14 protein-coding genes are annotated in these 16,024 nt (G+C 44.6%); 10 read left to right on the top strand and 4 right to left on the bottom strand.

Annotation, left to right across the window (positions count from 1 at the left end; genetic code table 11):
- The first annotated feature begins 78 nt into the window (after nt 1–78).
- Nucleotides 79–333 carry a YuzB family protein gene (locus tag MKY85_RS24680; RefSeq protein ID WP_036605750.1) on the top strand — a complete coding sequence of 85 codons (255 nt, stop codon included), beginning with the start codon at nt 79–81 and terminating at the stop codon, nt 331–333.
- Here MKY85_RS24680 and MKY85_RS24675 read toward each other — a convergent pair.
- Together MKY85_RS24675 and mqnE are read right to left on the bottom strand one after the other, a co-directional pair.
- A complete protein-coding gene (locus MKY85_RS24675) occupies nt 330–1,391 on the bottom strand; it encodes an NAD(P)/FAD-dependent oxidoreductase (RefSeq protein ID WP_253440680.1) in 1,062 nt (353 codons plus the stop codon). The genes MKY85_RS24680 and MKY85_RS24675 overlap by 4 nt on opposite strands.
- Nucleotides 1,392–1,627: 236 nt before the next feature.
- Nucleotides 1,628–2,734 carry an aminofutalosine synthase MqnE gene (gene mqnE / locus MKY85_RS24670; protein ID WP_091020813.1) on the bottom strand — a complete coding sequence of 369 codons (1,107 nt, stop codon included), beginning with the start codon at nt 2,732–2,734 and terminating at the stop codon, nt 1,628–1,630.
- A 445-nt stretch (nt 2,735–3,179) separates the two neighbouring features.
- Here mqnE and MKY85_RS24665 point away from each other — a divergent pair, with 445 nt between their 5' ends.
- From MKY85_RS24665 to rarD, 9 genes are all read left to right on the top strand, one after another.
- A complete protein-coding gene (locus MKY85_RS24665) occupies nt 3,180–3,536 on the top strand; it encodes an iron-sulfur cluster assembly accessory protein (protein ID WP_062837974.1) in 357 nt (118 codons plus the stop codon).
- A 488-nt stretch (nt 3,537–4,024) separates the two neighbouring features.
- The gene (locus MKY85_RS24660; RefSeq protein WP_342571010.1) at nt 4,025–7,924 is read left to right on the top strand and encodes a carbohydrate binding domain-containing protein; all 3,900 of its coding nucleotides are present in this window, start codon (nt 4,025–4,027) and stop codon (nt 7,922–7,924) included.
- Nucleotides 7,925–8,234: 310 nt separating this feature from the next.
- Nucleotides 8,235–8,876 (top strand): NAD(P)-dependent oxidoreductase, encoded by a 642-nt coding sequence (locus MKY85_RS24655; protein ID WP_342571009.1) that lies wholly within the window; start codon nt 8,235–8,237, stop codon nt 8,874–8,876.
- 256 nt (nt 8,877–9,132) lie between these two features.
- The gene (locus MKY85_RS24650) at nt 9,133–9,528 is read left to right on the top strand and encodes a hypothetical protein (RefSeq protein ID WP_342571008.1); all 396 of its coding nucleotides are present in this window, start codon (nt 9,133–9,135) and stop codon (nt 9,526–9,528) included.
- Entirely contained in the window at nt 9,512–9,865 is a 354-nt protein-coding gene (locus MKY85_RS24645; protein WP_342571007.1) for a 2'-5' RNA ligase family protein, read from the top strand. The genes MKY85_RS24650 and MKY85_RS24645 overlap by 17 nt, the downstream gene beginning before the upstream one ends.
- 2 nt (nt 9,866–9,867) lie before the next feature.
- A complete protein-coding gene (locus MKY85_RS24640) occupies nt 9,868–10,122 on the top strand; it encodes a hypothetical protein (RefSeq protein ID WP_342571006.1) in 255 nt (84 codons plus the stop codon).
- A 171-nt stretch (nt 10,123–10,293) separates the two neighbouring features.
- Nucleotides 10,294–11,178, top strand: coding sequence for an effector binding domain-containing protein (locus tag MKY85_RS24635; protein WP_342571005.1), 885 nt, complete (start codon nt 10,294–10,296; stop codon nt 11,176–11,178).
- A 173-nt stretch (nt 11,179–11,351) separates the two neighbouring features.
- Complete coding sequence (locus tag MKY85_RS24630) at nt 11,352–11,948, top strand: hypothetical protein (protein ID WP_342571004.1); 597 nt, start codon at nt 11,352–11,354, stop codon at nt 11,946–11,948.
- 131 nt (nt 11,949–12,079) lie between these two features.
- Nucleotides 12,080–12,958 carry an EamA family transporter RarD gene (rarD, locus tag MKY85_RS24625; RefSeq protein WP_342571003.1) on the top strand — a complete coding sequence of 293 codons (879 nt, stop codon included), beginning with the start codon at nt 12,080–12,082 and terminating at the stop codon, nt 12,956–12,958.
- 535 nt (nt 12,959–13,493) lie between these two features.
- On the opposite strand, the gene MKY85_RS24620 is transcribed toward rarD, so the two are convergent.
- Together MKY85_RS24620 and MKY85_RS24615 are read right to left on the bottom strand one after the other, a co-directional pair.
- Nucleotides 13,494–13,949: a hypothetical protein gene (locus MKY85_RS24620; protein ID WP_342571002.1), complete on the bottom strand. Its 456-nt coding sequence runs from the start codon at nt 13,947–13,949 to the stop codon at nt 13,494–13,496.
- 1,004 nt (nt 13,950–14,953) lie between these two features.
- Complete coding sequence (locus MKY85_RS24615; RefSeq protein WP_339243201.1) at nt 14,954–15,967, bottom strand: glycosyl hydrolase 53 family protein; 1,014 nt, start codon at nt 15,965–15,967, stop codon at nt 14,954–14,956.
- Nucleotides 15,968–16,024 lie beyond the last annotated feature (57 nt).

The following is a 16,024-nucleotide window of genomic DNA, read 5'->3' as shown; positions in this document are numbered from 1 at the left end:
TTTTCAACTCCTTTCCTTATTATATTATATTACAAATGGCCATAAATTAAAATGGTCAAACAAAGCAGGTGAACCTACATGAGACCGATTATTGAATTTTGTGCCAACAATATGCATTTTGGCACAGATGAAGTCATGGATCAACTGGAAGAAAATCCAGACTATGACGTGATTGAATACGGCTGCCTCACCAACTGCGGCCAATGTTCTATGACTCCATTTGCACTGGTGAATGGTGAAGTGGTCATCACGGACAAAGTGGAAGATCTATATAACGCCATTCTGGCCAAAATTGCCGAAGCCGATGTCTGGGATGAGCTCGATCTCGACTAACCGAGATGGCGCTTGGACATCCAGAGCACACCACTTTTCAAAATACGAGGTACACGTCCCATCATGGACGTTTTGCCCATTAGCCCAAACCCGGACTTCTTGCCGAGTGCACCCAGTGTGCCACGAAGCTTGAGTGGATGTGGATTGGGCTTTTCGCCTTTCCAGAGGGCATGCTGAATATGGGCGATCTGCTCACCCTGTACTTCCGCAGCTTGACCGCTAGGTGCATAAGGTACACTGGCACAGTCACCAACCACATATACATCGGTATATTCCGGGATTTGGTAGTATTCATTCAGGACGACACGACCTTGAGGGTCTTTGGTCACGTCCAGATCCTGTACCACTTTTACAGGCTGAATGCCTGCCGTCCAGACGACAGCATCCGTTAGAATCTGTTCATCCCGGTTATAGATGGCATTGGGCTCAACACGTGAAATGGCGATATGTCCACGTGTCTCTACCTGATGTTCGTTAAACCATTCATGTACATACACGGACAGACGTTGCGGGAAAGCGGATAATACACGTTCACCACGATCCAAAATGCTGATGTTCAGATCCGGTCTGCTCTCACGAAGTTCGGCTGCCATCTCGACACCACTTAATCCACCGCCTACAATGTGCACATTGCCATAGGCTTTGACTTCATTAAGTCGCAGGTAAGTCTCGCGTGTTTTGCTAAAGCTCTGAATGGTACAGCTGTAGTCTTCAGCGCCTGGTGTGTTGTGGAACCGGTCTGTACAACCCAGTCCAATAACAAGTTTATCGTATTCAAGCGGGTCTTGGCCTTCAAATTCAATCTGACGCTGTTCCAAGTCAATTGAAGTAACTTCTCCATAACGGTAAGTGACTTTATCGTTCACTGGAAATTGGATACGCAGGTCATAATCGGATACGGTTCCTGCTGCGAGTGCGTAATATTCGGTCTTTAATCCCTGAAAGGGGCTGCGGTCCACCAAAATAATCTGTGTATCGGATGGAATCTTACCTTCCAGAAGTTCCTTGATGATGGTGAGGCCGCCATAACCGCCTCCAAGAATGACAAAATTTTTCATGACTCGGCTTCCTTTCTGCATCAGTCCCACTGAAATGGGGCTGTAAACTGTGGAGCAGCTATGCAAAAAACATAGCTGCTCCTTTTGTTAGGATTTGATTAGTTGAAAAGTAGGCATTGAAAATTAAAGATATTATTCAGCAGTTTGCACCACTCGAATTCAAACGTCTCCCTATCATGAAAGCTGCGTTCTGGAGTGGTGCGGGTGCAATATTGATTGTATTTTGTATTTATATCTTATTCGTACACTTGAATTTCATTGTAGAACGTATCACGTTCTACCGGAATACGTCCTGCACCCTTAATGAGCCATATAAGCTCTTTACGTGTAAGGCCTTCAGGTGTGAGTGCACCTGCCGCATGACTAATCCGTTCCCGAACGATCGTACCGTGTGCATCCGAAGCACCGAAACCAAGAGCGACTTGAGTCAGCTGTGGGCCGATGTTAATGAAGTATGCTTTGATATGATCGATGTTATCCAGCATCAGACGGCTAATCGCAATTGTTTTGAGATCCTCATAAGCCGAGTTACGACGCATAATGCTCGCGTTTTTACTTTTTGGCTGCATGGAAAGAGGGATAAAGACCATAAATCCGTTGGTCTCGTCTTGCAATTCACGAATCTGCACCATATGGTTAACGCGATCCTCATAGGATTCGATCGATCCATACAACATCGTCGTATGTGTACGCATGCCGAGCTCATGAGCTGTGCGGTGCACCTCAAGATAACGGTCCACGTTGGCTTTGTCTACACGCATTTTTTTGCGATATTCATCGGACAGAATCTCAGCGCCGCCACCAGTCAATGTTTTCAGACCTGCTTTTTGCAGCTCTTGCAGAACTTCTCTGATGCTGAGTCCGCTAATCCGGGTGAAGAAATCAATCTCGGCTGCCGTGTAAGCTTTCAGTGTAACATCCGGATATTTCTCGTTTAAAGCGCGCAGGGAATCGACATAATATTGAAAAGGAACATGGTTGTTATGTCCGCCTACGATATGGAACTCACGTACGCCCGGATGAATATGCTGTTCCACATAATCGATCATTTCCTGACCGGATAATGTATAAGAGCCTTCTTCACCCTGGTCTTTGCGGAAATTACAAAAAGCGCAGTGGGCTTCGCATACGTTCGTAAAGTAAAGACTCATGTTCTCGATGAAATATACTTTCTTGCCATTCTTCCGCAGGTTGGCCTCATTGGCCAGCTGGCCCAAAGTCAGCAGATCATCTGTTTCATACAGATATACGCCGTCTTCTACGCTCAGCCTTACGCCGTTCTGCACTTTCTCGACGATTTCAGCCATTCTTTTGTCTGTGAACGGTGTTACCAATGTAGACATATTGTTTCCTCCTGTTCTTAACCGGATTTGAGTCGTGTGTAGGATCTGCATACAGAACTACATAGAAAAGATGCGGTCAACTGCCGCCTTCTTAGTTGGACTAACTCTTATTTACCCGGTGCAGCGTGTGCTGCATATGAAAGCTAAATTTTTTCAAAAAATGGAGTCTGCTGACTCATATATGCATTGGGGACTGCGTTGCAGTCTCGAAATGTGAAAAAAATTACAACTCCAATTATGACCATCGTCTGAATAAGTCATGACAAAATAACGACATTTCAGTGCGACCACCTATTCATTATAAACCTCGTGTCCCGGGGGTTCAATACACTGGGAAGAAAAAGGAGTACAGGGGGAACGCGGAAAGAGGCAAACATGACTTGAGACCCTTGACGGGGTGGAGTATAATTTAAAGAAGAGTTAATGAAAAGGAGAGTGACCTGGCATGATTAACATCAGCGAAACGGCTGCTGACAGATTGAAAGAGATGCTTGCACAGCAAGAGACACCTGGTATGTTCCTGCGTCTTGGCGTAGCACCGGGCGGTTGCACCGGATTTTCGTACGCCATGGGCTTTGATGATAAAGAGTCCGATGAGGACCTGTATATGGATATTCAGAACATGAAGGTTGTAGTCGAGAAGGAAAACCTGAAATATCTGAATGGACTTGAAATTGATTTTGAAGAATCCGGTATGACGGGCGGGTTCACCATTCATAATCCGAACGCGGTAGCTACGTGTGGCTGCGGATCTTCTTTCCGTACGAAGGAAGATGCAGGTGTGCCGGATAAGGATTGTTAATATAAAATTGATTGCAATGATAAGGCACAGTTCCAGCGAAGGACATTCGCTTGGGATTGTGTTTTTTTTTGACATGGCAGGGGGAGCTGCGTTCTCTAATTTACCGATTCCAAGATATAGATGGTATAAAATCATGTATCTTCAGTATTGACATTTTGTTCCAATAGAAAGTATATTATTTGTGCAAACGTTTGCAATAATAAAGGCACAGTATTCATGCTAAAAAAGCGGTTTTACAGTTCGGGTCTTCTAAGAAAATCTCTAGGATATCCCCTTTTGTACAAACGTTTGCACAAAAAGTCACCAAATTTAAACAGCACAGAAGAACACGAAACAACAGGGTAGAGGGAAGGAGGAGGAGTTGTAGAGATACGAATTAAAAAGTGTCTTGATTCCAGAACATGCTAAAACGTTAAATGGGTTAGAGAGCTTAGGCAAATAACGAGAATTCTTGTTTCCCATAGGGGAGCAAATAAGGGAGGAAGAACATGGATCTTAAGCGCAAGCTCGGCGCATTCCTGTTGGTATTATCGATGATTATTTCTACCCAAAATACAGCAGCTTATGCCGAAATTTCGGCTTCTCATGTGTATCATAACCATATGCCCAATTTCTGGGCCTACTACGACACATCCAAGTATGCTTCTGCACCTGTGGGGTCCCCAATCCGCTACACATATGATGGGCAAGTCATCGATCTGAAAAATAACCCACCGGCAGGATACCCATACTTTTTACCCGGGGGAGCGCCTATGCCACATGATGATCTCGTGGCGTATTATAGTCACCATGCAAAGACAGGTGCTTATCTGAACTGGCCGTGGCAAGTTGCTGGTGACCTGAGGAACAATCACCCTGCTGCAGGGATGCAGGTAACCATGTCAGGGTCGGTATTGAACAATGTGAACAGTTTTATGTATACCAATAATGTAAACGGTTACAACAATAAAGATTGGGGTGCGCCATGGAAGAATGCTTACAATAACCTCAAAACAACGAATGGAGAACGGACGATGGATCTCATTCACTTCTCCGGACACCATTCCATGGGGCCATTGGCTGGCAACGAATATCTGCTAAAGGATTTGATCTACCAGAATGCTGTGCTGGCACAACCTTTTTTTCTGGGAGACAGCTTTAAATCGTCCAAAGGTTTTTTCCCCACCGAGCTGGGTTTCTCGGAACGGATTATCCCGGTCTTGGATCAACTCGGCATTGAGTGGTCCGTAATTGGAAATAATCATTTTTCGCGAACTCTCCAGGACTATCCGCTACTGAACGATCCGGGCAAAGATACGATGGTGTCACCGCCAAACCGAGCGGATTTGCAGAATACGAGCAATGTGGGTTCGTGGGTATCTTCTCCCATGTTCAATGAGAAACAGGTGGTTCATAACAAATATCCATTTGCTTCTACGCCTCATTGGGTGCGTCATGTGAATCCTGAAACTGGTGCTGAGAAAAAGATTGTTGGTATCCCTGTGGCCCAGGCAGAGTCGTGGGAAGAAGGGTATCAGGGTTCAGTCAAGGCAGATGCGCTGAAGCCTTTTGAAGGAATGGTTGATCAGAAGCAGTTCTTCGTGATTGCTCATGATGGGGATAATTCTTCAGGACGTGCAGGATCAGAGGATACTTGGCGCAATGCGGGAAATGTGACTTATGCTCAGCCGGGTGTGAAGGGAGAGAGTATCAATGAATACTTGCGGACTAACACACCAAAAGCCGACGATGTAGTGCATGTTCAAGACGGTTCGTGGATCGATACGCGGGACTCCTCATCAGATCCGACATGGTATCATTGGCGTCTTCCATTTGGAATCTGGAAAGGGCAGTTTGAAGCGTTCAACAAGGCTACAGGCCTTAATCTGGAGCCGAAGAAAAATTTGGATGGTGTACAGGAAGGGATGACCGTATCGTTTGAATATGGATACCATTATCTGGAGCGTAATTTTGCGCTTGAGCAAGCTGCACTGAATTATGCCAAGACAGCTGAACAGATTTGGCTGGACAGCAATCCGAACCATTGGAAGCCAACGACGGCACTAGACCGTGAGATCACTTATGAGGGCAATCAGCTTAATCCTTGGATGATGGCTTACCCGGTAAAAGGAGATCCTGCTAATAATTATAAGGGAGGTGCGAACCCGGCAGAGTTAAGCTGGTATTTCCTCCTGCCTGCACTGGATTCCGGGTTTGGTTATTATGATGAAAATGTGGATGATGGGGTAAAGCCGACGTTATCTTTCAATCAGTCGCTCTTCTTTTCCAAGCCTTATGTAAGTAGTCAACTCGCGAAGGACCGTACCGGACCATCGATATGGTGGCCGCAGCGTTATCCATATAATCCTGGAAGCGCCAATGTCAGCAAGGCAGAAGGGTGGACACTTCATTATTTTGACAATACGTTCGGCATTTATACCTATGCTTATGATGTTAACGGTGTGAATGATATTAAGGTGAAGGTACGGACACATCAGGATAAGCTGGCAGATGCCAAGGACAACACCTTCCGTGTGTACGATCCTGCTGGGCTCAAGGCCAAAGGGGTATCCAACATCGATCCGACGAAAGTGAGTAGCTGGCAAGAATATCCGATGACGAAACGTGATCTTAAATCGGATATGAACGGTGTGGCCTGGCAGCCAAGCAGCACAGATATGTTTAAGCGTGTACCTGCTCAGGAGATCGGGGATATGTATTACACGTATTTCAACGATTTCCAGGATCAACTGGTCGATTATTATATTGAAGCTGTCGATGCGAACGGCAATGTTACGCGCAGTGAGATACAGACGGTATATGTGGGTATGGGGAAATATAAAAAAGACACATCGGGCAAAATTGTGGAAGATGCGAATGGAACAATCCAGGGCACACATCCGTTCCTGGTGGTCGATCGGACACCGCCTTCAGTGCCAACAGAAGTCAATGCAAAACGTGTGACAGATCGCAGCATTACACTGCAATGGGAAGCATCCACTGATAATGTGGGTGTTGAGGGCTATGATATTTATCGGGATGGGGTCAAAGTTGGAAGTTCGCTGACAGCGGAATATACGGATATCGGTCTTGAGCCTAAGAAATCATATGCATACAGTATAAAGGCGAGAGACAAGGCGAATAATGTCTCTTCCGCCAGTTCAACTGTACAGATCCAAACGTTGGCAGCAGATACAGAGCCGCCAACAGCGCCTGCAAATGTAGCTGTACAGAATGCTACCTCATCCGCTGTGACAATTGACTGGTCAGCCAGCGAGGATAATTACGGAGTAGCAAAATATGAAATCTATCGAGACGGTTCAAAAGTAGGGGAATCAACCAAACTAAACTATACGGATGAGTCCCTTGCACCGGCAACAGAATACGTATATACGGTTAAAGCGATAGATGCAGCAGGCAACGTTTCACCTGCTAGTGTGGCTCTTTCGGTACGTACCAAAGAAGGTAATGCGGTAACGATATATTATAAACTGGGCTATCCGAACCCGTATATTCACTATCGTCCAACAGGGGGGACATGGACGACTGCTCCGGGTGTGAAAATGATGGCAGCCGAGATGCCCGGATACACCAAGATGACAGTCAATGTGGGTACAGCGACGGGGCTGGAGGCTGTGTTTAACAATGGTAGTGGCACATGGGATAATAATGGAGGAAAAAATTATCAGTTTCCATTAGGGGTTAGCACCTATAATTCCGGAGTCATTACACAAGGAGCGCCTCACGTGGATATAACACCTCCAAGCGTACCAACCGGTCTGACCGTGACTGCAAAAGCGGCTGATCGTGTAACATTGGCTTGGAATCCGTCAACCGATCATGTAGGCGTAACCGGGTATGAAGTGTTGCGTGATGGTGTCAAAATCGGCACGAGTACGACAACTGCATATACGGATAATAGCCTGAAGGCATCAACGAGTTATGTTTATACAGTTAGGGCCTTTGATGCAGCACAGAACAAATCGGATGCAAGTGCTGAGCTAAGCGTAACGACCGATGATGCTCCGAAAAGTAACAGTGTAACCATCTACTACAAGCAGGGGTTTGCCCAGCCCAATATTCATTACCGCCCTGCAGGAGGGAATTGGACGACACCGCCAGGCGTTGCCATTCCGGCATCCGAGCTCACCGGATATAACAAAATTACCATTGATGTAGGAACTGCTACGGGACTAGAAGCGGTATTTAACAACGGTAGCGGTACATGGGATAACAATGCGGGAAGGAACTATCTCTTTCCTCTCGGGGTAAGCACATACAATGCAGGTGTTATAACTCCAGGAATACCTGGAAATGCAACGAGTACGAATCTTATTGAGAACCCATCAGCTTTCCTATCTGTTGGAGCGAATGGACTGTCTTTACAAAGGGAACAACTAATCGCATGACGTAAAAATATTCATGGATGCATAAAATCTAAGCAATATGATGTGTAACGACCACCTATTCATGCTACATCGATAGCTCATTGCTGATACATTTTATAGTTAGGAGGCCTTGTACATCTATGGATGGACAGGGCCTTTCTAATTCGGAATGAAGGACGATAAAAGATAGAAATCCAACTACAAATCTTTTCATTTTACAAGGTTTGAAAGAGAGAAAAGAATACGGGTTGACAAGTTTAGTTGTAACAACTATAGTTACAATATAAAGTTCAAACATAAACAATATTGATAATTTAAAGGAGAGATTACGATGAACATTGCAATCATTGGTGCAACAGGCAAAGCAGGAAGTGTGATTTTGAAAGAAGCAGCAGACAGAGGGCATAAAGTGACGGCAATCGTTCGTAATGCATCCAAACTGGAAGATAAAAGCCTGAATACGCTGGAGAAAGATGTATTCGATCTTACAGCTGAAGATCTTAAAGCGTTTGATGTGGTTGTAAATGCAATTGGTGCTCCAGCGGGGAAAGAGAACCTGCATGTGGAAGTAGGACAAGCGTTGATCAACATCCTGAAGGATGCCCCAAACACTCGTTTGATCGTCGTGGGTGGAGCAGGAAGCCTGTTCACAGACGAGTTCAAGACATTGCGTGTTTTTGAATCCCCTGGATTCCCTGATGCTTACAAAGCAACTGCAACGAACCAAGGCCAAAATTTGCTGGATCTGCAAGCATCCTCAGGTATCCAATGGACATTCCTGAGCCCGGCTGGATTCTTTAATCCAGAAGGTGTACGCACAGGCAAATATCAAGCGGGTAACGACGTTATTCTCGTGAACAGCGAAGGAAACAGCTACATCAGCTATGCTGACTATGCAATTGCTTTGGTGGATGAGATCGAGAATCCACAACACAAAAACGAGCGCTTTACCGTTGTTGGCGAAGTGAAATAACAGGTTTAATTGATAATATGGAACATATAAACGGACGCTGATCTTCACAGATCGGTGTCTGTTTTTTTAGGTTATCGAAGAGGGATGTTCTGCAATAAAGGTTAGGCAGGTTTAGATTATTCTCGTTCAATGTCCAACTACGCCTTTGAATCTATGTTATATTATTCTAAATATGGAATTGGAATACGATTATATGAGAACTACTTCTCTTAATCGGAATTTCTGTGAGCTTAAAAGTATAAGGGAGTGAACAGTTGTGAAAATGTATTCTAAAGGAATTATACTATTGATCTTTGTGGTTTTAATGATTAGTGAATCGAGTGGTTCGGGGTTATCCCAGTATGCAAACGTTAAAAATGCGATGAATCAAATTCACATCAATTCTCTCTATCCGAAAAATAAGAATGGACAGACATATGGCTCTGCCATATATGCGACTTCTCTAGAAACAAAACCTGACTTAATTTTGGCTATTGGTGTGGATGGTGCAGAAGGATATCTGCTGAAAAAAGACATGGAAGGCGAGTTACCTAATACACCTGAAGAAGCTATTGCAATGCAGAACAACAGATCACCAGATGGTTATGATATTCCACTGTATGACAAGGATGGTGAAACCGTCATTGGTGTATTTCATGTTGGAGGAGAGTGAAAATAACCAACATAGATCCAAGGTGACGTTACCAAGAAACGTTAATGAAATGAATGTGAAATACTTCATTGGAATTACCCCCCCAGATGATTATAAAGAAAAAATTGTGGCATTTCGTAATCGTTGGTCAAGTAATCGTCTTAATGATGTGGTCGAACCTCATATCACTGTAAAAGCGCAGGGTGGTCTTACCGCTGATCTTCATTGGTTAGAAAGCGTGAGAGAGACATGCTCTTTAATGCCAAGTTTTCAATTATCATTATCAGAACCAGAATCGTTCGGAAATGCTGTCACATTTCTTAGTGTTGAAACGAGCAAGGTCATTGAGTTACATTGAATTTGGTTAAAGTGATTTCTCCATCACAAGAACTTTTAGACCGTTACTTTGAAATGGATAAATATCATCCTCATTTAACCTTGGGGCAAACCTATTGGGGTTTGAGCGAGACGGAGATTGAAGAAATGAAGCTCCTATCAATTAAGGAATTGGCTCCTTTTCCAACCTTTGATGTCAAATATGTACGCGTATATAAAGAAGTTGAACTAAATAAATACGTACCATTTGAAGACATCCAATTGGGAACTGAAAAGTAAAGTGATTCAATTAACAGGAACATTAGCCGCATGGTACCTAAAAGTCCAAGCTAACGGACGAAAGAATATTTACAACATATCTCCTTCGACGGATAGGAAACTTAATTGCGCACAAATAGTTGCGATACGAAAACCTGAGGAAACTATACTTTTATTGAGAGGAGGGATGACATGGATTGGCTTATGAGGATGAATCGGGCATTGGATTATATTGAAATGAACTTAGTTGGTGAGATCGAATTGAAGGAAATTGCTCAGTGTGCGTATTGTTCTTCACATCAGTTTCAGAGAATGTTCTCGTTCATTACCAATGTCTCACTTGCAGAATATATACGAAGAAGACGGCTGACTCTGGCTGCAATTGAATTGCAGAATAGTGACAGGAGAGTTGTCGACATTGCCTTAAAGTATGGGTATGAATCACCGGTATCATTCGCAAGAGCTTTTCAATCGTTGCATGGAGTTAATCCAGCGATGGCTCGTGAAGAAGGCATTGCCCTCAAAGCCTATCCTCGGCTTTCCTTCCTTATTTCAATTAAAGGGGAAGAGCCGATGAACTATCGTATCGAAACAAAAGAATCTTTCGAAATATTTGGAATCGAGAAAGTGTTTGAATTAAACGGTGCAGAAACACCGGCAGAACTATGGAAACAAAGCCACGAAAACGGTGAGGTTGAAAGACTTGCTGCAACTGCCGGTAATCTACCGAACTCTTTGAATTCGAATTATCATAAAGTGCATGCTGTATGTAGCTACAAAAAAACTGGGGAGAATACTTTCCCATACATGTTGTGTGCATTTAAAGGTGAGACAAGTAAAGCCGATGGTTACACAAGTATAACAATATCAGCACATACGTGGGCGATCTTTTCGTCTGATCCCTTTCCATGGGATAAATTTGATGAAACCATTGAAGCTTTATATCGAAGATTCTTTTCTGAATGGCTTCCTACGACAGGATATGAACAGGTCGACGGAATGGAATTTGAAATTACTGGTGGTAAAGATGGACTGAATTTTGTTGAGCTATGGTTTGCTGTAAGAAAAATATCTTAGTTTTATTTCTTTTAGATTACTTTTGAATAATAACTTAATAGAGTTAAATGGAGTAACCATCGGTGTCCGATTGGTTGCTTCTTTTTCTCGTTAGCCTAAAAGCCAGGGAAAATGCAACATTATCCCTTTTAAACAGGTCAATACAGATATACAAATAATTTCATGAGAAGAAGGTGGGAAAACTGAAGATTCGTATACTTGCGTTAATAATTTGTTTCTCTGTCGTGTTTTGTATCTCAAATGCGCAAGATATTAACGCTCTGTCATGTGCCGAATCGGGAAGTCCCCAAGAAGAGTTAGAAAGAAATACGGGTGCTGTTTATGGAGAAGTAAAGCAAATAAAGGTGGACTTAAAGCAAGAGGGGTTTACGGGCACAAAAGAGAAATTCAGATATATTTTAGTGGAAGCTGAGAGAAGTTGGAATACTGAAGTTGACTCTCAATTAATGATCGCGACGAACTATACTTGGGGGTTTGATTTCAAGGAAGGCAACAAATACTTAATCTACTTTAGTGAGGGGAATGGCGAGTTAAGCAGTAGTCCGTGCAGTTCGACCATCGAAATGAACAATGTTGATCAAGCAACTGAACTATTCGGGGAAGGATATCCACCCAAACAACAAGTAAACTTGGAACACAAAATGTGGTTTATGTTTGAGCGAGATATGGATATGTATATCGTAGGTATAGTCGTATTAGTGGCGATTTTTATTCTCTTTATAATTGTAAGAAAGAAAAGGGCAAAGCATAATTTCGCTGCGCTAAAGTAAAACTTTTCACTCAAAGTAAAGCCAGTTGAACGTGAGCATGCCTTCCAGCAGGACCTATTACCCCTTTACTAAAACGAGGATGGAGGCTTATAATCCGTTGAGACATTAGAGCAATAAGAGGGGACATCGTTATGAATAATGGATTAATCAACGCAATCATTGCGTATATCATGTGGGGGGTTCTCCCGCTGTATTGGAAGTTGTTTGAAAATGTACCGGCAGGTGAGATTTTATCGCACAGGGTCGTCTGGTCATTTGTCTTTATGGGGATTTTCGTTGCCGTCCAACGTCGTTGGGGTGACATGAAGCGCATCTTGACCAGTCGTTCGACCCTGCTGTCCCTTACCGCGAGTGGGCTGCTAATTGCTATTAACTGGCTGATCTTCATCTGGGCAGTTAACAATGGTCATGTCGTTGAGACAAGTCTGGGCTATTATTTGAACCCGTTACTGAATGTGCTGCTGGCGGTTGTCTTCCTTCATGAAAAGCCAAACCGTGGACAATGGCTCGCGATTGCCATCGCTGGTGTCGCGGTGCTTATCATTGCCATCGACTACGGGCGTTTCCCATGGGTTGCGATCTCGTTGGCTGCGTCATTTGGCTTGTACGGTCTGGCGAAGAAAAAAATCAAGCAAGATCCTTCTGTAGGCTTATTTTCGGAGACCGCTGTAGTTCTGCCTATTGCACTCGGCTACTGGATCTACTTGGCCATAGTGGGAAAAGCAACGGCATGGACGCTGCCTGCACCCATGTTCATCGAATTACTTCTAGCCGGCGTGGTGACGGCGCTGCCGCTGTTGTTCTTTGCACGGGCGGCAGCTCGGATGTCGTTGTCCACACTCGGATTTGTACAGTATATTGGGCCAACAATCATGCTGATCCTAAGCGTGTTTGTGTTTAAGGAAACGGTCTCGCCAGTTCTGTTCGTTGGTTTCGCACTGATCTGGATTGCGCTTATCGTATATGCAACCGCATCGATGCGTGCCACGCGACTTGCTAAGGTAAGCTGAAGATAGAGGTATTCTGGTATATTCATAGATGGCCCTGTCCGCCGCTCAGGTGGACAGGGCCATTTTTTTGTTTGAGCGGGAACGTTAGCTCAACAAAAACTAAAAAGTAGCTGGATCAATGTTATGGTAAAATAAGGGGAGTTACCTAAAAAGAGTAACAGAAAAAAGAGGAGGCAATAGATATATTATGGTCAATGACCTGTGCCGTAAACGTGTTCTGTTCTATACAAAGAATGATGTAGTTCGGACATTATTTCAGTTTTCTATTTCAGCGATCATTGGTGTGATATATGGAGTTATGCTTATCAATGAAATAGTAGGTGGATATATAAATAAATTGCTCCCGAGTACGGATGGTCCTGATGTTCATTTATATTTGCCCGTTGTGGTGACAGTGTTTGTCTACTCGTGCTTTATTCAGAAGAAACAGCGAATTATTCTTGAAAAAATCTCATTTAGTTGTCTACATATTTTTGTTGCCCTGCTAAGTTGTGTTTCTGCAGTTGTCGTGTTATTGGTGATCTAATCCGGATTCCTACGTATCTATACCTTCAGGCCCATCAACTGCATCAATGACACCGACAGCGAGTGTTGTTACCGCAGCAGCAGCTAAAAGATTCTTGGCACCAAGCTTGACTCTGTCCTTATCTTCCTCTTTCAAGCCTACAACAACATCTTTACCGCTGTTATATACATACTTGGCTGATATGGCTACACCTTTTGCTGTATTGGTTACGGCACCTCCAATATCGGCAAGCCCTGCATCTATGGCGGTATCGTCCTTTCGAATGGCACCACTGGCCAGATCATATGTCCCGCTAGCTAGTTGCCCAACGGTTTTTCCTGTATTGATCGTAGCTTTCTCTACGCCGTTCCCAATTTCTTTGATAAAAGGACTGCTTGCAAGTTCACCCACAACCCGCACACTGCCGCCCAATACTTTCCCGGTAACTTCCCCAGCCAACTGCCCCATCCCTTTAAAAAAACTCATCCATTTTCCCCCGCTCCAATAAGAAGTTGATCCTATGTTTTATCTCAATAAACTTATTATATTCATATGTAGGCCAAAAGAACATCAGTCTCCAGCCTGAGTGTGCACCCCTCGATTGACCGCAACACGTTTGAGAAGTGCCCGATCCGCCCCCGGAACGGCCACACGCTGCACCCTTAACACCCTTCATCACAAAAAGGCGCCACTCCCACAGGAATAGCGCCTTCAGCCCTTGTTTTACCTTACTACTTAATCCATTTGCCTACACACGGTTTTAGAAGTTTCTCAAGGAGCAGCGACGTAGTGGAGGGGGAGGAATCGAGTCTGAAGAAGCGAAGCGGTCGCCTTTATCCCCGGATTTTCCCCTAATAAGGGAATTCATAAAATCTGGGGATAACAGCGATCATAAGAACGATCCGCCACCGGAACGCCTACCACGCTGCCCCCTTAACGCCCTTCATCACAAAAAGGCGCCACTCCCACCGGGAACAGCCTTCCGTCTTTCGTTACCCTAAACTTGCCTACACACGGTTTTAGAATTTTCTCAAGGAGCAGCAACGTAGTGGAGGGGGCGGAATCGATTCTGAAGAAGCGGAGCGTTCGCCTTTATCCCCGGATTTTCCCCTTACAAGGGGAATTCATAAAATCTGGGGATAACAGCGATCATAAGAACGATCCGCCACCGGAACGCCCACCACGCTGCATTCTTAACGCCCTTCATCACAAAAAGGCGCCACTCCCACCGGGAATAGCGCCTTCAGCCCTTGTTGTACCTTACTACCTAATCCATTTGACTACACACGGTTTTAGAAGTTTCTCAAGGAGCAGCAACGTAGTGGAGGGGGAGGAATCGATTCTGAAGAAGCGAAGCGTTCGCCTTTATCCCCGGATTTTCCCCCTAAAAGGGGAATTCATAAAAATCTGGGGATAACAGCGATCGTAAGAACGATCCGCCCCCGGAACGCCACCACTGCTCCCATCCAAACTTCTAACCTCTCCGTGTTCTAGTCAATGAATCCTTCCATGACCGCCGTTGGCATCATGTTGGACTGCCATGCGCCTTTGCCATAGCCGCCGTTGTATCCTGGTGTAGCCTGAGGCTCCCAGTAGAATACACCTTTACCTTTGCCATTGGGCAGATTGCGGATTTGGTTTTTCATCGCCTGAACAAAACTTTTACCAGCCGCAGCCTGGTTATTGTCCATGCCAATTTCAGAGATGATGATCTCTTTGCCATAACGGTTGATCAGATCTTTGGCATTGTTTACCGTATTGGTCACAGCGGTGTTCCAGCCGGAAGCGGAAGGATAGAGGGACATGGCGATCATGTCAAAGTTAGCTCCGTTATTAATCAGACCACCAATATTCCATACATAGAGGGCATTATCATCTCCACCTGCCAGATGTACAATGGTTTTAGTGCCACTGCTCAGGGATTTCACTGCGTTATGGCCTGTGTTTACCAGCCACGCATAGTTTTTCATGTTGGTGGATGCTTTGCCATCTTCCCATAACATGCCGTTGCTTGTTTCATTCCCGATCTGTACCCAGTCCGGGGTAACGCCTTTGCTTTGCATCGCCGTCATCACATCACGAGTGTGGTTCCATACCGCATCCATGAGCTGTTGGAATGTGTAATTTTTCCATGCGGCAGGTTTGGTTTGTTGACCAGGGTCTGCCCAAGAGTCACTGTAGTGCAGAGTGAGCATTACGCTCATGCCAGCATTCTTGGCACGTTGTGCGAGTGCAGCTGCACGATCCTTATTCATGTAACCGTTCCCATAATCATTCGACGGATTAACGAATACTCGAATGCGAACGGAGTTGATTTGATAGTCGTTTTTCAAAATATCAATGATGTCGCGCTGTACCCCGTTTTTATCTTTCCATTTGTAGCCTTGGGCTTCCATGCCGGGAACCCAACTGATGTCTGCTCCTTTGGCGAAACTTGGTGCTGCGCTGGCATGCTGACCTGCGGGTAACAGGATGGAGGTGAATAACAAAACAAAAGCCAACATGATGGATGTCTTGAAACCCCTTACATTTTTGAACATTACAAGATGCCTCCTCGGATT

Origin of the sequence: Paenibacillus sp. FSL R5-0749, assembly GCF_038595085.1 — a bacterium.
Taxonomy (GTDB): Bacteria; Bacillota; Bacilli; order Paenibacillales; family Paenibacillaceae; genus Paenibacillus.
This window is presented reverse-complemented; position numbering and strand designations above follow the sequence as displayed.